Source organism: Bernardetia sp. (assembly GCF_020630935.1).
Lineage (GTDB): Bacteria > Bacteroidota > Bacteroidia > Cytophagales > Bernardetiaceae > Bernardetia.
The window spans coordinates 12,086-33,343 of record NZ_JAHDIG010000031.1 but is presented as its reverse complement, the minus strand read 5'-3'; the positions used below and the strand labels follow the sequence as shown (position 1 = coordinate 33,343).

Here is a 21,258-nt window from a genome sequence, read left to right as displayed (position 1 = left end):
TAGTTTCAACTTTGTCAATGGTCTTTTTCGAAGAAAAAACAGACCTTGACAATAGTTGTTACGAAACAAATTGCACCCATCAATTACTTAATATTCCTCATTAAAAACTAACGTAAACTCGGTATTATAACGTGAACTTGGGATTAAAAACCAATCTTAAATGCTTCTCTATACACTACAAAAACTATTTTCGGTCTGCTCTAACGAGACTGACCTACTTTTAATCAAGGTCAGCCCAAAGGGCAGTACCGAAGATTAAAAGAATGCCATAACTTATTGATAATCAAGAAATACAATTCCGATTTCACGTTATTATACTAATTGATTATCAAAAATTCGTTTCTTCATAGGGTTTGCAAACCCAACGCTATGAAGAAAATAAGCTTTTAAACAAATAAAATTTGGTTGGCTTTTATTTTTGCAAAAATCCTACTTTTACTTTGGACAAAAAAATAAAGAGGCTGTATAAATAACATTTTTTATACAACCTCTTTTTTGCGATACACTTTATTTTAACTTTGCTGCTTATTTAATAACAACCGTTCTTGAATAAGTTGCTCCATTTTGATTAAAATGGATTAAATACACTCCTTTTTGCTGGTTAGTCAAATTAACTTTGAATTCTTGACTTCCTTCTTTGAAAGTTTGTGTACTTACCTTTCTACCAATACCATCAAATACTGTTACTTCTGTATCTGATAATAATATACTTTCAAAGTGTATTTTAAATATTCCCGCACTTGGGTTTGGATAAATACTAAAGATACCTTCTTTTGTAATGTCACTTACAGCTTTTATTTTGGTAAGTGGAGGTGCAGTAGAAGGAGTAGAACAGCTATTAAATGTTATTTTTGGCATTAATCCACTTGCTGAATGCATACTTACATCAGCAATCAATGCTCCACTACTACTTACTGTACTAGTGTAAAAAGATGCTCCATTTTTATAATATCTAACTGTAGTTCCTGTACGTCTGACTTCAAAGTAATCATCTGCTTCATAAGTAGTAAATTCTCCTCTGTACACCCCATTTTCATAGACAAATACTTTACCCAAAGCTAAATAAATAGCATAGTCAATAGTTGAATAACCAACTCCTTGTTCTTGAGATGAAAGCCCTACCATATAAGATAAATTAGTAACAGCTAAGAAAGACAGACCACCGTCTCCTGATATAGAAGATGTAGAATTAGCTGAACTACTCCAACTACCTGTGGTAGATGTCTTTCTTAAACGATTATCTTCTAAAGTAAAATCTGTTAAACCCGTCCAAGTAATTGGAGCTCCAACAAAGTAAGAACTTCTATCATATAGTTGCCCTCCTAAGGATAGCTCTAAAGTATAAACTCCAGCAGATAAACCACTAATATCTTGCGTAGTTGCACCATTTGACCAAGAATAAGTAAATCCTCCAACATCAGTAACATCAATACTTCCTAGTCCTGAACCTCCACAATCTAAGTCTGTAACTACTGCAGAATAACTCTCGCCACCTGTAGTACCACAAAAAGAATGTTGTAAAATACCTGTACTTCCACTAGCAGTATGAATAGCAACATCAGCAACAAGTCGTTCTTCAGTATTTACAGTTTGTTGATAAACTACAACTTCATTTTTATAAAATTTAACACTGTTCCCCTCTCTAGCTACACGGAAATTGTCTCCTAATTGATAAGAAACCGAAGTAGTTGTTTGAGAGTTATAACTAGGATAAGCAATTCCTCCTGCTACTATATACCAAGCATAAGTAACTGATGAAAAATAAGCAGAAGTATTAGGTAACCCTAAACCAAACATATATGAATTTGTAGTAGAGTTAACTGTATTGTTTACCCATCCATCAACTCTAGGGCTCAACTGGTCTGCTGAATTAGCACCACTTGTCCATCCAGAAGCATTTGTTTTACTTACTACATTTCCTGTCGTAGTAACGTTGACATTGTTAGAGGCTTCCCAATTAATAACATTACCTATACTTACCGTTTTACTTAAACTAAGACCTGCACTAGCTATAGTAGCTGTTACTTCATACAAACCTGCTGATTGGTTAGAGATAGTTGCACTTGTAGAACCTCCTGGTGTCCACGAGTAAGTTACTGGAAGACTTTCACCTACTAGACTTACAGTTGCAGAACCTACGTCTGATGAACAATTACTTAGGGTAGTTGCAATATCCAAAGAAATAGGACAATCTATAAATTGTACTTGAGGAGTGACTGCATTTGCATCATAAATGGATGCACTTGCAAAAAGATCAGATGGGTTAGCATTATTTTGTGTATAAAAAACACTACCATTTTTAGAATAACTGATAGTAGTACCACTGCGAGTAACACTAAATAAATCACCTGATGTATAAGAACCAAAATCACCTTTAAAAATACCTTGTTGATAGACTTCTACCTCGCCAAGTTTATTAAGATAAATAGCATAACCAATATCAGAAAAACCTCCTGTAGTATTAGTATATGATAAGCCTACCATATAAGAGGCACTACGAATAGAAGCTGTAAAAGCAATTCCTCCATCTCCTACAACACGCTCAACCGAGCTTGCATCACCTGTCCAACCTGTAGAAGCATCTTTAACTAAGTTACCAGATCCATTATCAGTTTGATTAACCAAACCTGTCCAATTCAAATCATAACCTACAGTATAACGAGCCTCATAGGTAAGTCCACTACCTACATCTGTAATAGTAACATTATAATTTCCTGCTGTCAAACCCGAAATATCCTGTGTTGTTGCACCTGTATTCCATAGGTAGGTATAAGTGCCACTTCCTTGAGTTACAGTAAGGTCAATAGCACCTACTGAACTTCCTGTTGCACAACTTACAGGGGTAATAGTAGCAGAACTTATAACATCACAATTAGTGAGTTGTACTTGTGGAACGGTAGCATTCGCTGAGAACATGGTAGCACTAACAAATAAAGAAGAACTTATAGCACTATTATTTGTATAGAATACACTACCATTTTTTGAATAAGTAATATCACCATTATTACGAGAAATTGTAAAAAGGTCTCCTGCTTGATAGGCACCAAATTCTCCTATAAATGTACCCAATTCATAAACTCGTACTACTCCTGTAGAAACTATATAAATTGCATAGTCTATATCACTAAATGAAAGAGTGGGGTCAGTGTCATTCGCAGAAAGTCCAACCATATAAGAAGAGGTAGTCTCAAAAGCTGTAAAAGCAACACCACCTGCACCAGGAACTGTTTCTACTGAGTTAGCATCACTATTCCAACCTGAAGTAGCTCCTTTTTGAAGATTTCCATCTCCATTCAGAGTAAAGTTTTGCAAATCTGTCCAACTTATGTCATAGCCTACGTAATAACGAGCGGTGTATGTATCTCCTCCATCACTCACAGTAACATCATATTCGCCTGGCAACAAACTTGAAATATCTTGAGTTGTGGCACCATTTGACCAAAGATAAGTTTCTGAGCCACTAAACCCACTTACTGTTAAATCAATAACTCCTGTGGCACCTCCTGCACAATCTACACTAGTAATGTTGGAACTTATCGTTTGAGAGTAAGCTGGAAGCCAAAATAAAAATAAGGTAAGAAGTAATACACCATACTTCATAAAACTGAATAAATGTTTCATATAAAGTTTAAATTAATAATTTTGAAAAATTGTGTGAAGTTAAAAATAAAATATTTTATAAATACCTATAATATTTATGCTTTTCTAAGGTAGTAAAAATTCGTATTTATTCCCAAATAAAAAAACACTATTTTTTTCTAAAAAGAAAGAAGGCAACAAAACTTTATCTTAACTAGATAAAAATATTAAGAATGTTGTTTGAATTAAATTTTGTTAGTAAGAGCTTATTCAAGAGTGGCAAAAACTGTGTTCTGTGTTACAAAAAATTCTGAACAGGTATTATGTTTTTCACGGTCTGATACTTTTATAAAGCATATTAATAAACTCAGGTACAATGCTTTAACCAAAGACATATTGCCACCTCTTTGCAGATGGTTTCTCATTATAGAAAATAGCAAACCAAACAAAACTTGCTACTTCTAGTTTTATTTTCAGTAACAAAACTACACAGATAAAGGTTGATTATTCAGATAGTTATCAACAAACTACAACTATTCATTTTTTAATATTAATCAAACAAAAATTTTTTAAACTATTTATTTTTATGATTTCGATTAGCTCATTACCCACAGACAAAAAAGATTCCCTAGAAAAGTTTGCTAAATCTGGCTACTTTATGAAAGGGTTAGTATATTTCCTTATAGGCATACTTGCCACTATGACAGCCTTTGGACTAGGAGGAGATGTAAATGGTAAGACAGGTATTTTTCAATTTATTCTAGAACAACCTTTCGGACGCATTTTGTTAAGTATTGTTGCATTAGGTCTGTTCGGATACACTGCTTGGCGATGGACACAGGCATTTATTGCTCCAGAAAAAGATAATGACGATAGTGCAATGGATAAAATAAATCGTATAGGCTATTTCATTAGTGGATTTACGTATGGTACTTTAGCAAGTTTTGCAATGAAAATGGCGATACAAGGCGTAAAAAATGATGCTGGTGGAGGACGTTCTACTGTAATAGCTCAAATATTAGACATGCCTGCTGGTAGTATTATTGTTGGTATTTTGGCTCTTGTTATTATTGGAAAAGGAGGGTATGAAATATGGAAAGGCTTTTCGGACAAACACATGAAGAAAATAAATACTTTAGCAAGGAAAACAAAAGAAGTTGTCAGAGAAGCAGGAAAAGTAGGTTACATCTCAAGAGGTATAGTCCTTTTGGTAATTGGTTATTTGACAGCAAGAGCTGCTATTGAAAACAATGCAAGTAAAGCAGGAGGGACAGAAAATGCCTTTGAATTTATGTTCTCCTCAACGAGTGCATGGTTAGTTGGTTTAGTTGCTCTAGGTTTGGCTCTCTACGGACTTTTTATGGTTATCAGAGCAAAAGAATTTAGAATTCAAGCGTAAAACCATAAAAAAAACTCAATCTATAAAAAAATGGATTGAGTTTTTTTTATGCTATAACTTTTCCTATAAATCATATTCTATTTTTACATTCACAATTCCATCACGAATAAAATCTAGTTCTCTTGCACCTCTACTTGTTAGGTCAATAATTCTGCCTGCTACAAAAGGTCCTCTATCATTTATCCTAACTCTAATACTCTTACCATTTTTCAAATTCGTAACTGTTACCATTGTACCGAAGGGCAATGTTTTGTGTGCTGCCGTCAATAAATCTTGTCTAAATATTTCGCCACTTGCTGTGGGTCTGCCTTCATATTTGTCTGCATAATAAGATGCAATACCTTCTTCTGTGTATTCTCCTGCACTTGTAGTGTCTTCAATAGGAGCAAATAGCTCATCACAAGAAGACATAGAAAATACTAATAAAAGAGAAAAGAAAAGCACATTTACTTTGTACTTCAAAATATTTTTAAACTTTAAATTCATTTTTCGAAGGGTTTTATAAGATAAACTTGGATAATTTTGATAAATAAAATTAGTTCTATACTTGTTAGTATTTTACAAAAGCCTTACCAAAAAATTAATTGAGATGCGTTTCATTTTTTTATTCAGAAGTACCATACTTGAAACTAATCAGTTGTATAAGGTCTTCTTCTTTATTCGGGTTTAGCTTGTTTTCTTTCGCTTTTTTCTTGATTTCGTCACCCAAGAATTTAAAAACCTCTTTTTTACTTGAAGGTATTTCTATTAGTTTTTCATCTTTTGATAGACGAATAAAGTAACTTTCTTTTATCTCACTAAAAGCATCAGCAATTTCAACTTGATAGCCTCCATTTCCTTTTCTGCCTTTCTGAAAAGTAACAACTTGTCTTTTGATTAGCTCAACACCTGTATTATTGTTCCATATTACTAATCCAAATCCTTTTCCAAGAGAAGGATAGGTTACAGCAATATAAGATTGATTTTTTCCTACCAAATCAAAACGATAAGATTTTGTAGGTTGAAGAATTTTTGCTTCACCATGATAATCTTTTTCTCTCAACTGCATTACTTGTTTGTAAGCATCATATCTTATGAGATAGCCTATACTGTCGCCTACTAAAGTAGCTTCTTGGAAAGAATCATTAGTGTAAGGAGTTCCTTTTACCTGTTCATATTTCAAATCTCCACCTTCAACAACACCAGTGTAAGTTGTATATGGAGTATCAGAAAATAAATTAACTTGAGATTTTTGTGCTTGTATTTGTAAAACAATACTTAAAGTACAAATCAGAGTGAATGTTAGTTTTTTCATTTTTGTGTATTTTTAAATTCAATAAAAATACAAAATATCAATAGACAAATAATTTTGCAAATTCTGAGGTTTAATAAACTCTTCATACATAAACTTAGATACAATGAAAATACGATTTTCTTTACTTCTATTTTTCCTCTCTTCCACTTGCTTTGCTCAAAAAGCTGTAGTGTTGTTGTCTTACAATGCTTTCAGTGCCAATCAAGATACTTTACAGATAGGCGACACACTTTCTTATGGTTCAAACAGCAAAAATGAACTCATTTCGTTGCAGAAAAATACCTACTTAGCTTTAATGGACACAGAAAACGGAAATATTTTAGAATGGAAAAATAAAGAAGCAGGAAGTTATAGAATTGAGTTTGATAAGAGTAATGATTCTACTTTCAATAAAATCAAGAGGTTTACTGTCCGTTCTTTTATTTCAGAAAGGGCAAGTAGAGGACGAAAAGGAAAAAACAAGTATTTTGGGATGAAAAAAACAGGAGCAGTTCATATATGTGGAGGATTAGATGAAATAGATATTTTGGCAGATATTAAAAGTACATATCTGAGAGACAGCACTAAAATTTTTATAGAATTACTTGATTTTGAATTAGCAGAGGACGAACAGTTTATTCTTGATTCTTTAGCTATTGAAGTAAAAGACTTGAGGAATAACATTATCACAACTCAAAAATTAGACACTAGCTATTTTTGTTTTCATTGGGACAGTTTACCACAATACAAAAAAACGATTACGAAGAAAATAAAGATACAAGGAAAAAGAAAACAACAGGAGATAGAAGAAAAAGTAGTTGTTTCTCCTCAATCAACCTCAGTCGTTTTATATGATTTTTCAATCAAAACAACAAAAGGAAGAGAGTGTAAAAGCTCTACAAAGGTGATAAGAAAACCAAAAAAACCATTACACTCAGAAGAAGAATATTTCAAAAGCAAAGAAACTACAGCCATCGGACTTTTCTTACAGTTTCTGATTTCTTGTGAAAATTCGGACTTGAATATTTATAGCTATGAACTCTACCAAGAAGTTTTGAAAGGCTTACCTAAAGAAGCTCATTCCATCATACCAACTTGGAGAGAATACAGGGAATACTATGGAATAGGGCAGCCAATATTTTATTTTGAACCTACTTCAAAAGATTAAAATAATTTCGTACCTTTGTGCTTTGAAAAAATAGCATTTTTAAAATCATAAGCTATTCATTTTCAGAATGTTACAAAATTGAATTATTCTCTTAGAAAATGCTTTCTATTTCTATTCAAAAAAGAAAACAATGAAGCATTTTTATTAAAAATATACACTCTCTTTATGTTAGATGTTTCTAATTTAGGCTTACAGTTTGGTAAGCGTGTTTTGTTTGATGAAGTAAATTTAAAGTTCACTAACGGTAACTGTTATGGTGTCATTGGTGCAAATGGAGCTGGAAAATCTACTTTCTTAAAAATTATTTCTGGTGAAATTGACCCTACTCGTGGAAATTATACGCTACAAGATGGCGCACGTATGGCAGTTTTGAAGCAAAACCACTTTGAATATGATGAAGTACCTGTTTTGCATACTGTAATGATGGGACACCGTCCGTTGTGGAATATTATGCAAGAGAAAGATGCTATCTATCAAAAGCCAGATTTTTCAGAAGAAGACGGAAATAAAGCTGCCGAACTAGAGGCAAAATTTGCAGAAATGGACGGCTGGAATGCAGAAAGCGATGCTGCTAACCTTTTGAGTGGTTTGGGAATTACAGAAGATAAGCACTACAAATTGGTAAATGAACTAGACGGAACAGAAAAAGTACGTGTTCTTTTGGCACAAGCTCTTTTTGGAAACCCTGATGTACTGCTTCTTGATGAGCCTACCAACGACTTAGACATCGAAACGGTAATGTGGCTAGAAGATTTCTTAGCTAACTTCAAAAATACAGTAATTGTAGTTTCTCACGACAGACACTTTTTGGATACAGTTTGTACACACATTGTCGATATTGACTACGGCAAAATTCAGATGCACACAGGAAACTATACGTTTTGGTACGAATCTAGTCAGCTTGCTCTTCGCCAGAGAAACGATAGAAACAAAAAAGCTGAAGAGAAAAAGAAAGAATTACAAGAATTTATCGCTCGTTTTTCTGCTAACGTGGCTAAATCTCGCCAAGCGACAAGCCGTAAGAAAATGTTAGAAAAACTCAATGTAGAAGATATTCAGCCTTCTACACGTAAATATCCAGCTATTATCTTCGACCAAGAGCGTGAAGCTGGAGATATTATTTTGGAAGTAGAAAAACTTTCTAAAACCTCTGCTGATGGCGACCGTCTTTTTCACGATGTAAACCTTTCAATGAATAAAGGCGATAAAATTGCTGTTTTGTCTAAGAATAGTTTAGCAGTTACAACGTTTTTCCAAATCTTGATGGGAGAGCAAAAAGCAGACGAAGGAACAGTAAAATGGGGTGTAACCATTACTCCAACCTACTTACCAAATGAAAATCACGAATATTTTACAGATGAACTAAATCTTGTTGATTGGCTTCGTCAGTACACTAAGACAGAAGAAGAAAGAGATGAAACTTTTGTTCGTGGTTTCTTAGGTAGAATGCTTTTCTCTGGAGAAGAAGCATTAAAGTCTTCAAATGTCCTTTCTGGAGGAGAAAAAGTGCGTTGTATGCTTTCAAGAATGATGTTGCAGCGTGGAAATGCTTTAGTTTTGGATGAGCCTACCAACCACTTAGATTTGGAATCTATTACAGCATTCAACAACGGTTTGAAGAGTTTCAAAGGAAGTGTTTTATTTACATCTCACGACCACGAGTTTACAGAAACTGTTGCCAATCGCATCATAGAAATTACTCCAAATGGAATGATTGATAGAATGATGACTTACGATGAATATATCACAGATGAATCAGTTAAAGAACTTCGTAAGTCTATGTACGAAAACGTGGCAGCAAAATAAATAATTTTTATTTATTCTAAACGACAACTCTACGCCTCGTTTACGGTCAGAAAATAAAAAATCCTTTATCAAACTATTTGATAAAGGATTTTTTATTAAATCAATCTAATAAACTGACTTCTAAAATCTGTGTCTGAGTAACATCCGATGTTTTATTTATTTTTTTTGATAAAGCCTTAATTACTACCTTCTCATTAAGGTTATAATGGAAATGTGATACAGAATCAAATGTAAAAGTAGGTATTTCTTCTTTATCAAGACTTCGGTTTTGTTCTTCAGTCATTCGTTCGAAAATATCTTTTAAAATTCTATTTACATCCTCATCTTCAATTTTTGAGGTATCTTTTACTTTTAATGTATCCTTTTCCACTGATTCAATCACAACTTTTCCCTTAACAGGAAATGCTTCTCCACCAAAGGGATTTGGATATAGACCTTCATAGTCATATACAGCATTCTTTTCCAAAGTATTTAAATACAAACTAAAATATAAGTCTATTTCTGGAAAGTAAGTAGCAAGTAATAGACTAGGTGTAGAATATGTAGCCTCTAACTGCTTCATAATTTGTATGCTTTGAGTAGAATCTATGTCAGCCGTAGCTTTATTTGCATACATTTTTGTAAAACTATTAGCAAGGTTATCCTTCATCTTTCCATAGTTCAACAATTTTATTTCCCCAGTTTGCTTGTCCAATGATAATTCTAACTCAAAATTTTTATATAAATTAATTAATTCAACATAATCTGAACCTATTTGACTTGTTATATCTGTTGTCTCCATCATTGCTTTTGTTTCTCCATACTTCCAAAGAAATCTTAATTCATTTTCGTCTAAACGAGTAAATTTCGTTGTTATCTGAGTAAGTTGTGATAAATCTTTTGTAGCAGGGTTTTGTGAAGAAATTTTAGCTCTTTTGACTGTAAAATTATATACTGTATCTAATTTAAACTTTGCCTCTATTGTATAAGTTTGGCTAGTAGCTTCAAAGAAGGTCAGCATAAATAAAAGAAGTAAGATCGTTTGTATTTTTCTTTTTTTTGTCATAGTATAAAATATAAATCTATTTGGTGTTCGTAATTCTCTTTACATTTTCCTCCAAAGTTCCATTTTCTTCCCACTCCAAATATTTTTCCATAGAATCAGTTCTATACTTTTTCTTGTCTTTAGTTTGTTGTCTAATTTTTTTATAAGTAACAAGCATCCCATTTACACCAGCCAAATTTGCCTCAAAATCTGTACTTTTTGAGCCTTCATTTTCTAAAAGATAGGTAGTTTTGGCAAACATCATGGCTAAAAGCAAATCTGACGAATACTTAAACTTCTTATCAGAAAGCATTCCACCTTCAATTTTTCCATCAATCGCCAAACTTACCTGTGGCGCACCTGTTAGCCACGCCATCAAATAGGCTTGTAAAACGTTTCGTAATTGAATCGTCGTATTATCAGTTTCTAGTGGATTGTAGGTAAACCAATCTTTCAGTGCCTTTTCCACTTGTGGCTGATGCTCATAGTAATCTTCTTTCGTCTTAAAGGTCTCACTAGAGAAGTTTTGTGCTTTTACATACGAAAACGCAACGAAGAAAAATAATAAAAGGAGAGTGTATTTTTTCATCCAATCATTTGTTTTAATGTATATCAAACAAACATCAGCAAAACTGATATAATCTGTAATTGACTTTCAATTCATAAAATCAGAAAATCTAAATTGGTTTTACTCTCCCATTGCCTTCAATCGTTCACTCAGTGGAGGATGTGAATAATTAAAAAACACGTACCACGGATGAGGTGTAAGGTTAGAGAGCGAATCTGCTGAAAGTTTTTTAAGTGCTGTTGCAAGTGGTTTGCTTCCATAGGTTTCCTTCGCATAATTATCGGCTTCGTATTCATTTTTACGAGAGAAAATATTGAAAAGTACACTCGTAATCGTAGAAATAGGCGAATATAAAAAACCAAAAGCTACCATATTCAGATGAATCTGCCACTGATTTGCTCCTAAAGCTAGTGAAATTTCTTTATTGAAAATAATTTGAGACAAAATAAAAAGCGTAATTCCTGTTTGTAAAATAGAAATTGCCATCGTCTGTAAAATATGATTTTTCTTGTAGTGTCCTACTTCGTGAGCAAAGATAGCTACCAGTTCTTCTGTACTGTGCTTTTCTAAAATTGTGTCGTAAAATACTACTTTTTTCTGCTTGCCAAATCCCATGAAAAAGGCATTGGCTTTCGTAGAACGTTTTGAGCCATCAATTACAAAAATATTCTGTAAAGGAAAATATACGCTCCCTGCATATTCTTCAATTGCATCTCTTAGCTCTCCTTCTTCTAAAGGCGTGAGTTTATTAAAAAGTGGCATAATCAGAGAAGCATAAAAAAACTGCATTCCGACAGAAAAAACAGTAATAATTATCCAAAAGTAAATCCAAAAATTTTGCCCAATTTCTAAAATTAGATATAGTAAAACATACCCTATAATTCCTCCCACAACTGCACCGAGTAAAAGTCCTTTTATTTTATCACTAAAAAACAGTTTTTTTGTAGTCTTATTAAACCCAAACTTTTCCTCAATGACAAAAGTTTGATACAATGAAAAAGGGAGTCCTAAAATTGTTGAAGCTACTGTTACAACACCAAAAAAGGCTAGAGCGTGCCAAATAGGGTTTTGAAAATAGGTTTCCAAATACTGACTTAGCCAACCAAAAGCACCTGTAATGAGTAAAACCAATGTGATAACAAAACTGACCGAGTTACTAATCAGAGAAAATGCTGAATTGGCTTTTTTGTAGGCTTTAGCTTTCTGATATTCGTCTTCTGTGTAAATATCTTTAAATTGAGGAGGTAAATTAGCTGGCTGTTTTTGAGCATTGAGCCACTCTAAAAAATTTTCCAACAAAAAATTTCCTATTAAAATAGCTATGATGAGAAGTAAAATTTGAGATGCGTTCATTACATTCCTTTTTGATTATGTTTGTTATTTATTTTATGCATTTTATTGAAATATTTATAGGGTAACAAGAAAAATGGTTCTATGGTTTGAGATAGCTATTTTTTTCTTCTTTTTTCTGAAAGAATAATCTGTTCAGCAAAACATAAAAATTCAATTTTAAATACTTTTTTTCTACAAAAATCCGTATTTTTCGGAAAAATATCATAACCATACCCTCTAAGGCAACATTTAGAATATATCCATGAAAATATCTATCGCAAACGACCACGCAGGAACAGCATATAAAGAATATCTAACTAACTACCTCACAAATTTAGGTCATGAAGTAAAAAACTTTGGTACAGATAGTTCAGATTCGGTAGATTACCCCGACTTTGCTCATCCTTTAGCAGAATCAATTACTAAAAAAGAAACAGAACTTGGTATTCTGATTTGTGGTAGTGGAAATGGAATAGCCATGACAGCCAACAAACATGCTCAAATTCGTGCTGCTATATGTTGGAACGAAGAACTAGCTGCTCTAGCTCGCCAACACAACAACGCTAATGTAATTTGTATTCCTGCTCGTTTTGTAAGTCAAGAACTGGCGCAAAAAATGGTAGAAACTTTCTTAAAAACAGATTTTGAAGGAGGAAGACACGAAAGAAGAGTAGAAAAAATCTCTTGTTGATTTAATCAAATCTTATTTTTTCATACTTTTACATCTTCTTTAATTTTTTGAGTTTCTTTGTTTATGCAAATTTTCTTTACTGTTCGTGAGCATTTATCAGAATCTACGCCTTGTGTTTATTTATTAGGTGAAAACTTTGATGCTATTCCAACTACTTTTTCCGATAACTTTCCAGTTTCTTCTCTAATCAATTTTTTTGAGAAAGAACAAACCCCTACAACAATTTTCTTAGACGACCAAGTTGTTTTTGCAGTTCCTTATCTTGCTCCTACAGAAGAAAATTACATTCAGAAGGAAAAAATGCGTAACCAAGGTTTTTTGGTTTCACAGATGTTGAAAAAACACTCGCTTAGTAAGTTACAGGTTTTTGCTGATGCTATTCTTACAAAAGATAGTGTTCTTTGCTTTTTAGAAGGTTTAAATTTAGGAAGTTATAGCTATGAGAAAAAAGGAAGTTCAGAAAACTACTTTAGAGACACATTGCAAGTAGAGGTTGTATTTCCAAATGAAAATGAAATCTTAGAACAAGAAGAATTAGAACGACTCACAACGCTTTGCGATGCCGTTTGGCTAACAAGAGATTTGGTAAATGACCCACCAAACTTTAAAAAGTCGTCTCTATTAGGACAAAAAATTGAAGAACTAGGACAAGAAGCAGGTTTTCAAACAGAAATTTGGGACAAAGAACGCATAAAGGCAGAAAAAATGGGAGGACTTTTAGGTGTTTCTCAAGCAAGCTATGAAGACCCTATTTTTGCTAAGCTCACTTATTCTCCAAAAGACGCTACCAATGATACTCCTATTGTTTTGGTAGGAAAAGGAGTTACTTTCGATATTGGTGGTTCGAATATCAAAACAGGAACATCAGCTTTAGAGATTATGAAATCAGACATGGGAGGTTGTGGCACTGTTATAGGTCTGATGTATGCCCTTGCAAAAAATAATATTCCTCTTTATGTGGTTGGTCTGCTGCCTATTACTGATAATGCGATTAGTAACAAAGGGTTAGTTCCGGGTGATGTGATTACGATGCGAAGTGGAACAACAGTAGAAATTACCAATACAGACGGAGAAGGAAGACTCATTATGGCTGATGCTTTAGATTATGCTAAAGAGTTAGCTCCAGAATTGGTTATTGATTTGGCGACACTCACAGGAAGTGCTGTTCGTGCAATTGGAGAAGAAGGAATTGTATTTATGGGAAATACAGACGAACTTTTGAAAAGAAATTTAGAAAAAATTGGGAGAGACGTGTATGAGCGTTTGGTTGAATTTCCTCTATGGAATGAGTATAAAGATTATTTAAAATCGGATGTCGCTGATATTAAAAACGTAGGTGGAAGTTTTGCTGGAGCAATCACAGCAGGAAAATTTTTAGAACATTTTGTAGATTATGATTGGTTGCACTTAGACATCGCTGCTCCAGCCTACCTTATGAAATCTTCTAGTTATAGAGGTAAAAGTGCAACTGGAACAGGTGTGAGACTTTTATATCATTTTTTGATAGAGAAGTTTTTATAGTATAGTAAGGATAATGTGTGCATTATCCTTACGCTGATTAAAAACGATATAAGTAAGTAATTGTATTGACCCATTCTCTTGAAAGCCCATCTGGGTTTTTATAACGTTGCTGCACTTGCTTTCCTAACAAAACTTTCAAGCTAGAACGAACAGAGAAATTATAAGTTCCTCCAATAAGTCCACTAACAGCAACTCCTTTCGTATTCTCTAATTTTTCTCGTTCTCCTGTTTCTGGATTGGTAATTTTATCTGATGTAAATCTGTAAATTGGTAGAATTCCAAAATTCATACTCCACTTTGAAAAACGAAGATTGTACTCAACTCTTAACATTGCATCTGTTCCTCTGTCCAAAAACTGTGAAACTGGATATTCATTAGCTGTTTCAGTAAGAGGATGTTCTGACCAAATGCCCCACTTAAAACCATTATCAATCTGATTGAAGGGATGCTGTACTCCTGCTGCAATCAAAAAGTTTTTATTTATAAAAGAAATTCCTGCAATTATATCATACGTTCCCAAACTGGTTTGGTAATACATAGGCAAAGCTAACCCTACATCATTTGTAAAATTAGCATCATTAGTAGGAATCTTAGCTCCTAAAGTTCCATTGATTTGCCAATCTTGATTCTGAACAAGGCTTCTTGTAAGACTCAACGAAACATCTCCCAAACCGTTCGTATTTGCCAAAGGTCCTTGTACGAAAGTGTAAGGAAGTTTAATTTGTGCTTGCCATTTGTCTCCAATACCTACATTTGCTTCTGCAATGTATGAAATAATACGGTCATCGAATTTTGTAAGCCCAATATACTGTGTCATACTGACCGAACGAAGTTTGACATTGAGATTTTTACTAAAAGGCTGGTCTGGGCGCATTGCTCCCATCGTACAAAAACCTGCATCGCTACAACCTTGTGCGTTGGCATAGTTTGAAGTCAAGACAGACGTAGAAAAAATAAGAAGAGCTAAGAGAAAAAATTTGTGGTAGTGGTTAGAGGTAAGTGTTCTTTTCATAAATTGTGAAACAATAATGTAGTAGTCAAAAGGCAAGCTTTTGATAAATAAAGTGAATAAAAATTTTTAAAATTCAGAAATGATACAAAAAACACAAATTAAGATTCTATTTTTTAGTTTATTGCTTATTTTTCTTTCAAATTCAAAAAATAGTTTTGCTAATGATGTAAAAATAGAAAATTTAAGGATTACAGAAAATAACTTTTTAGAGTGTACGGTAAAATGGGAAAACAGTTGGTTTTTTAACAAAGAACTTACCATAATTTCTGAAAATTCTACTTCTACAGCTCAAAAGGACTTTATTTTTAAAGATGGTGTTTGGTGTTTTCTCAAAATACGAACCAATGATTACAAATGGAAACACATTTATTTATCAGAAAATGATGTGTTTATAAATAATCAAGATTCAGATACAGAACTAGAAAACGTTGAAGACAAAGGAGGTTTTTTTCTAAGTTCTATCATTAGAGAAGAAAAAAACGGCAGTTCAGAAACTTCTATTTCTATAAGATTACCAAATGAAATTAAAAATCAGTTTGGTGTGTATGACATTGCGCTTTATGCAATAGAGATGGTTTGGGTAGATGAGGGAAGTTTTTTTGTAGGTGACGGAGTTCATTCTCAAAATGCGCTTCGAAAAGCTAGTTTAGAAAACGATAGTACAGCAGTAAAACCATTTCTAATAGATTCGGAAAACGAAATTGCAGTAGGAACAGCTGCCAATAATTTGTTTGGAAATGATACAGAAGAGTTTCCACAAAAAAACATTCCAAATACTTTTCCAAAAGGCTACGACGGTTTTTGGATTATGAAATATGAAATTAATCAGAGCCAATACACAGATTTCCTCAATACTCTGACTTTCAAACAGCAATCAAATCGTACAGCAAATAGTCCAGAAAGTGAAAATGGAACATCAGCTTTAACATCCACATTACCTTTAAGAAATTCAATTTTCATTAAAGTAAAAGGAAATCAAAACTTAAATATTCCAGCTACTTATGAAGTGAGAGAAGGAAAATATAGAGCTTGTAACTGGCTTAGTGCAGAAGATATAAGTGCATTTTTAGATTGGGCAGCCCTTCGTCCTATCACAGAACTAGAATTTGAAAAAGCTGCAAGAGGAATAACACATCCCACAAAAGGAGAATTTTCTTGGGGAACGCCTTATATTGTTGATGCTAATACCATTCAAAACGACGGAACAGAAAATGAAACCGTTACAGAAACAGCAAATTTTGCAGATTCGGCAGGGCTTGCACCTTATAACTCTGGAATAGAATTTAACCAGTTAAATGGTGTGTTACGAAATGGGTTTGGAGCAAAAGGAGCAGATTTTTCTACTTCTGAATTTGAATTACGCCTACAAGCAGGAGCTAGTTTTTGGGGTGTGCTAGAACTTAGTGGCAACGTTTGGGAATACTGTGTCAAAACGAATAACACAGATGCTCTAAGTTTTGCAAGAAACCAAATAGGGGATGGAACGTTAGATGAAAATGGCAATGCTAATTTCCTTTCCTTTGATGTAATGCAAGGTTTTATAGTTCGTGGTGGGGCGTGGGATAGTGTTACTTATCCTGTGGGAGATTTTAGAGATTTATCTGTTTCTGCTCGCTATTATGCTACGCTGCCAAGTGAAAACCGACGTGGAACAACTGGAGGACGAGGAGGAAGGTAAATAAAATTATAAATTATTAGTGATGAAATATTTATTCAGCAAAGCTAATGATAAATGGAAAATACGTTATTGAATTTATTTAAAAATGAGAAAAACTATATTCTGACACATAGGAAGTAGATAATAGACTTTCGCAAAACAATCATCAGATAAAATCTTGTTTTTCCACTTGTAAGGAAAAGGCATGCCTTTTCCCTAACAATAAAATACGTTTTTATAAAAATAAAATTGAATGTAGATTTTTAATAACCTAAACTACCGAAACCCTAACCTTCTTTTTCTTTAGCTTCTGATTATTTACTTTTGGCAATACCGTTTTGATAGTGTTTTTCTTAACAGCAACAAAAGCACAATCATTTTTGAGTTCGATAATTCCTAATTCATTTTTTTCTAACTTTCCCTGCTTGAAAAATAGTCCTGCAATATCGCCCTTCGAAATTTTGTCTTTTCTTCCTCCAGAAATAAATAACGTTGTCCATTCAGATATTTTTGGTAGATTTTGTTTCGTTGAAATAACTAGGTTTTGAGTAGATAAATTTAATTGCTCAATAAAATCTGGTAAATTTTCATTTTCGTAATGCAGAATATATGCCGTTCCTTTTGCATCCATACGTGCTGTACGTCCGTTTCGGTGCGTAAATTCTTCGCTTCTGTGTGGAAGATGATAATGAATGATAAAACTAAGTTCTGGAACGTCTATTCCCCTAGCTGCCAAATCTGTAGCAAGCAAAATTTGATGCGTTCCGTTTCTAAATTTTATTAAAGCTCTCTCCCTTTCTGTTTGCTCCATTCCTCCAAAAAAAGTACCGTGAGAAATACTGTTCTCTGAAAGAAAATTACTTATCCTTTCAATAGAATCTTTATAATTGCAAAAAACAATTCCATTCTGATTTCCAATATAAGAAAGCAATTCTAAAAGCATATCTAATTTATCTTTTTTGGGAGACTCTACCAGTTTTATTTCTAACTTACTTCGCTTTTTATCATCCAAATAATCAATTATAAGAGGTTTTCGAAGCCCTACAAAGCTGGGTATTTCTATTCCTTTTGTAGCAGAAGTCAGTATTTTTTTATTCACTTTTGGTAATAGCTCCAAAATCTCTTTCATCTCCTCTTCAAAACCAATTTCTAATGATTTATCAAACTCATCTAAAACCAGTGTATTTATGTGATGTGTTGAAAATGTTTTTCTTCTTAGATGGTCAGCTACTCTTCCCATTGTTCCTATCAAAACAGCAGGGCGATGTTTTATTTCTATCTTGTCCTTTGAACCTGCACGCCCTCCATAGACAGCATTTACCTTAAATCCTGTTCCCATCTGTCGCATTACTTGTTCTATCTGAATGGCAAGTTCTCTTGTCGGAACAACAATGAGTGCTTGTATTTCTTCTACATCTGCATCTAATTTTTCAATGATAGGTAATAGAAAAGCAATCGTTTTTCCTGTTCCTGTGGGAGAAAGCAAAACCACTTCATTAGCCGAATCCATTGCTAGTTTAGATTCTTCTTGCATTTCATTGAGTTTCTCTATTCCCAATTTCGCTAAAATAGCTTTCTGATTTTTGATAGAATTAGACATTAAAAAATAATAAAGAGTAGATAAGAAAATATAAAATGTAGCTCAAACAGAACTCAAATAAAAAAATGGGAGTACTTTAGCTAAAAAACAAGTTCAAATTTACAAAATAAAACAAGATATATGTCTATCAAAAATGAATACATTAGCCCCATCGAACTATTTACAAAATGGTTTGACGAAGAGAAAAAAATATCACAAACCAAACATATTAGTGCAGTTTGCTTATCTACTTTGGGTTTAGATGGCTTTCCAAATGCTCGTTTTGTTTCTTTAAAAGAAATTATGGATGAAAACTTTGTTATCACAACTTCTTTCAATTCAAGAAAAGGACTAGAAATAAGTGGCAATAATAAAGTAGCTCTGACATTTTGGTGGAAAACTACAGAAAGACAAATCAGAATACAGGGAATAGCAACAAAAACACCTACATCGTTAGCTCAAAAATATTTTAAAGAAAGAAATTTAGCCTCCCAAATTGTATCTTGTATTTCCAATCAAGGACAAGAAAGCAATGCTATTGAATCACTTGAAAAAGAACTAGAACAACAAATTTCACAGAGACAAAATGTTGAAGTGCCAGCAGACTGGGGCGGATATTTTATTTCTCCTGTCCGAATAGAGTTTATGCAATTTAAAGACACTCGTTTTCATGATAGAAAACTATATGTAAAACAGGAAAATGAGTGGATTTGTAAACAACTTCAGCCATAAGAATACTCAAATACGAAGCAAATTTTGGAGTAATTTATATTGTTCAGCTTTTAGATAATTTTAAAGGTGTTTAAGACCTAAAAGTGAGCGAAGCTAATGTAGCTTTATACAATTGTCGGTACTGACCTTAGTCTATATAGGTCAGTCTCGCTAGCGCAGACCGTAAATAATTTGTTTTTTCTCTATTTCAATATTAATATACTTGACAGAGTTATTAGTCTTAACAGTTTACTCCTCATATTGAGTATGTTAATTCACTGCTTTTACTCTACAAAAATAAAATATAGTTGCAACAGATTTTATTGAGTGTGCGTCTTATTTTTAAAGTGCTTAACACATCTTTAATTTTATTTGAAATATGAGAAAATATGTAACAAAAAACTCTGCAAAGAAGATGAGCCAACTATTACTTTTTGCAACGCTTCTATTTGGCTTTACAGCTTGTTTTTATGTTGAAGAACCTTCAGAACCTGTTTATAAAACAGAATATACTCCTGTTTATATGAGTCGTGAAGACTTAAACAATTCAGTAAAATTCGAATCTGCACGTGTACTCAAAAACACAGGCAAGATATTTATGAAAGGCTCGTATGTTTTTGTTGGAGAAAGATATGAAGGAGTTCATGTAATTGATAATAGAAACCCTAGAGACCCAAAAAATGTTGGTTTTATTGCCATCGCAGGAAATGTAGATGTAGCTACAAAAGGCAATGTTATGTATGCTGATAATGCTGTTGATTTGGTAGCGATAGATATTTCTAACCTACCAGTAATTCGTGTTTTGAAACGTGTGGAAGAAAGTTTTCCAGAAGCTAATCAAGTTCGTCCACCCGACGGAGGACAGTTTGATTATGATGCTAGTAAAGGATATATCATAGATTGGGTCAAAAATGACTAATCCTAGATTGTATCTCAATTATTTATTCCAAACGATTAAAATCCATACAAAACATGAAAACTTATATATATATTCTTTTTGGTCTTATACTTTTTGCATCTTTTGGTTGCGAAGCTGACCAATTTACAGAGAGCGTAGATGCTGTCAATCCAAATGGCAAAGGTGGTTCACTGGCTCGCTTTACAGTAGTAGGAGATAAACTTTATACTATCGATAACGACCAAATGAGAGTTTTTGATATTGAAGAAAATACAAACCCCACCTTCGAACAAACTGTAGATTTAATAAGTGGAGTGGAAACTGTTTTTCCATACAACAACTATTTGTATTTGGGGACACAAACAGGAATGCTAATTTATGATATTTCTAACCCTTCTGCTCCTGCTTATGTATCTATGTACGAACACGTACAGGCTTGCGACCCTGTTGTGGTACAAGATAATTATGCCTATGTTACTATACGTTCGGGAACAACTTGTAGAAACACTGTACAGATAGACCAACTGGAAGTGATAGATGTTTCGAATCCAACTTCTCCATTTGCTCTCAATCAGTATCCATTAGAAAATCCTTATGGATTAGGGATAGACAATAATTTGCTCTTTGTGTGTGATGGAAATGCAGGATTAAAGGTTTTTGATGTTACTTTTACACCAGACCGTATCGAACTTTTACACCAGTTTGAAGAAATAAATGCTAAAGATGTCATTCCACACAATGGATTACTTTTACTCATTGCTGAAGAAGGATTTTATCAATATCAGTATAAAACTTCTGGAGAAATGGAGCTACTGAGCCTTATTGAAGTAGAAGAAGAATAATAAACGAATTTGTCTCCTTCTCAAATGTTATCGCCTGTGTCGTTTTCTGTCAATTTATCACATTAGACAGAAAACGACTTTTTCTTGTGCCTTCTCCTATAAATATTTTAATTTATATGCTAAGTGTTTCATAAAAAAAAATATTTATGAAAATGACTTTCATTTCTTTTATTAACTTTGGTGCAAATATTGTCTTAA

General features: G+C 33.3%; 17 protein-coding genes. 9 read left to right on the top strand and 8 right to left on the bottom strand.

What is annotated here, in order from left to right:
• Nucleotides 1-525 precede the first annotated feature (525 nt).
• Nucleotides 526-3,621 (bottom strand): T9SS type A sorting domain-containing protein, encoded by a 3,096-nt coding sequence (locus tag QZ659_RS10320; RefSeq protein WP_291725711.1) that lies wholly within the window; start codon nucleotides 3,619-3,621, stop codon nucleotides 526-528.
• A gap of 544 nt (nucleotides 3,622-4,165) precedes the next feature.
• Here QZ659_RS10320 and QZ659_RS10315 point away from each other — a divergent pair.
• Nucleotides 4,166-4,978 carry a DUF1206 domain-containing protein gene (locus QZ659_RS10315; RefSeq protein ID WP_291725709.1) on the top strand — a complete coding sequence of 271 codons (813 nt, stop codon included), beginning with the start codon at nucleotides 4,166-4,168 and terminating at the stop codon, nucleotides 4,976-4,978.
• Between the two features lie 63 nt (nucleotides 4,979-5,041).
• Here the strand turns inward: QZ659_RS10315 and QZ659_RS10310 are convergent, their stop codons facing one another.
• Nucleotides 5,042-5,464, bottom strand: a complete 423-nt coding sequence (locus tag QZ659_RS10310) for a septal ring lytic transglycosylase RlpA family protein (protein WP_291725707.1) — start codon at nucleotides 5,462-5,464, stop codon at nucleotides 5,042-5,044.
• Nucleotides 5,465-5,582: 118 nt separating this feature from the next.
• The gene (locus tag QZ659_RS10305) at nucleotides 5,583-6,272 is read right to left on the bottom strand and encodes a hypothetical protein (protein WP_291725705.1); all 690 of its coding nucleotides are present in this window, start codon (nucleotides 6,270-6,272) and stop codon (nucleotides 5,583-5,585) included.
• Nucleotides 6,273-6,375: 103 nt separating this feature from the next.
• On the opposite strand from QZ659_RS10305, the gene QZ659_RS10300 reads away from it, so the two are divergent.
• Together QZ659_RS10300 and QZ659_RS10295 are read left to right on the top strand one after the other, a co-directional pair.
• The gene (locus QZ659_RS10300; protein WP_291725704.1) at nucleotides 6,376-7,419 is read left to right on the top strand and encodes a hypothetical protein; all 1,044 of its coding nucleotides are present in this window, start codon (nucleotides 6,376-6,378) and stop codon (nucleotides 7,417-7,419) included.
• A 165-nt stretch (nucleotides 7,420-7,584) separates the two neighbouring features.
• Entirely contained in the window at nucleotides 7,585-9,225 is a 1,641-nt protein-coding gene (locus tag QZ659_RS10295) for an ABC-F family ATP-binding cassette domain-containing protein (RefSeq protein ID WP_291725702.1), read from the top strand.
• Nucleotides 9,226-9,325: 100 nt separating this feature from the next.
• Here the strand turns inward: QZ659_RS10295 and QZ659_RS10290 are convergent, their stop codons facing one another.
• From QZ659_RS10290 to QZ659_RS10280, 3 genes are all read right to left on the bottom strand, one after another.
• Complete coding sequence (locus QZ659_RS10290) at nucleotides 9,326-10,270, bottom strand: hypothetical protein (RefSeq protein ID WP_291725700.1); 945 nt, start codon at nucleotides 10,268-10,270, stop codon at nucleotides 9,326-9,328.
• Between the two features lie 16 nt (nucleotides 10,271-10,286).
• Nucleotides 10,287-10,838 (bottom strand): hypothetical protein, encoded by a 552-nt coding sequence (locus QZ659_RS10285; protein ID WP_291725698.1) that lies wholly within the window; start codon nucleotides 10,836-10,838, stop codon nucleotides 10,287-10,289.
• Between the two features lie 99 nt (nucleotides 10,839-10,937).
• On the bottom strand, nucleotides 10,938-12,170 hold the full coding sequence (locus QZ659_RS10280; protein WP_291725696.1) for a M48 family metallopeptidase: 1,233 nt from the start codon (nucleotides 12,168-12,170) through the stop codon (nucleotides 10,938-10,940).
• A 241-nt stretch (nucleotides 12,171-12,411) separates the two neighbouring features.
• On the opposite strand from QZ659_RS10280, the gene rpiB reads away from it, so the two are divergent.
• Complete coding sequence (gene rpiB / locus QZ659_RS10275; RefSeq protein ID WP_291725694.1) at nucleotides 12,412-12,840, top strand: ribose 5-phosphate isomerase B; 429 nt, start codon at nucleotides 12,412-12,414, stop codon at nucleotides 12,838-12,840.
• Between the two features lie 63 nt (nucleotides 12,841-12,903).
• Nucleotides 12,904-14,361, top strand: a complete 1,458-nt coding sequence (locus QZ659_RS10270) for a leucyl aminopeptidase family protein (protein WP_291725692.1) — start codon at nucleotides 12,904-12,906, stop codon at nucleotides 14,359-14,361.
• Between the two features lie 37 nt (nucleotides 14,362-14,398).
• Here QZ659_RS10270 and QZ659_RS10265 read toward each other — a convergent pair whose 3' ends face one another.
• On the bottom strand, nucleotides 14,399-15,373 hold the full coding sequence (locus QZ659_RS10265; RefSeq protein WP_291725690.1) for a hypothetical protein: 975 nt from the start codon (nucleotides 15,371-15,373) through the stop codon (nucleotides 14,399-14,401).
• A 79-nt stretch (nucleotides 15,374-15,452) separates the two neighbouring features.
• Between QZ659_RS10265 and QZ659_RS10260 the strand changes: the two genes are divergently transcribed.
• Nucleotides 15,453-17,051: an SUMF1/EgtB/PvdO family nonheme iron enzyme gene (locus QZ659_RS10260; RefSeq protein ID WP_291725688.1), complete on the top strand. Its 1,599-nt coding sequence runs from the start codon at nucleotides 15,453-15,455 to the stop codon at nucleotides 17,049-17,051.
• 250 nt (nucleotides 17,052-17,301) lie between these two features.
• Here QZ659_RS10260 and QZ659_RS10255 read toward each other — a convergent pair whose 3' ends face one another.
• Nucleotides 17,302-18,630 carry a DEAD/DEAH box helicase gene (locus QZ659_RS10255; RefSeq protein ID WP_291725685.1) on the bottom strand — a complete coding sequence of 443 codons (1,329 nt, stop codon included), beginning with the start codon at nucleotides 18,628-18,630 and terminating at the stop codon, nucleotides 17,302-17,304.
• Between the two features lie 120 nt (nucleotides 18,631-18,750).
• On the opposite strand from QZ659_RS10255, the gene QZ659_RS10250 reads away from it, so the two are divergent.
• The 3 genes from QZ659_RS10250 to QZ659_RS10240 all read left to right on the top strand — a co-directional run bounded on the left by QZ659_RS10250 (nucleotide 18,751) and on the right by QZ659_RS10240 (nucleotide 21,060).
• Nucleotides 18,751-19,341, top strand: coding sequence for a pyridoxal 5'-phosphate synthase (locus tag QZ659_RS10250; RefSeq protein WP_291725683.1), 591 nt, complete (start codon nucleotides 18,751-18,753; stop codon nucleotides 19,339-19,341).
• Nucleotides 19,342-19,735: 394 nt separating this feature from the next.
• Complete coding sequence (locus tag QZ659_RS10245; RefSeq protein ID WP_291725681.1) at nucleotides 19,736-20,239, top strand: hypothetical protein; 504 nt, start codon at nucleotides 19,736-19,738, stop codon at nucleotides 20,237-20,239.
• A 53-nt stretch (nucleotides 20,240-20,292) separates the two neighbouring features.
• Nucleotides 20,293-21,060 carry an LVIVD repeat-containing protein gene (locus tag QZ659_RS10240; RefSeq protein WP_291725678.1) on the top strand — a complete coding sequence of 256 codons (768 nt, stop codon included), beginning with the start codon at nucleotides 20,293-20,295 and terminating at the stop codon, nucleotides 21,058-21,060.
• Nucleotides 21,061-21,258 lie beyond the last annotated feature (198 nt).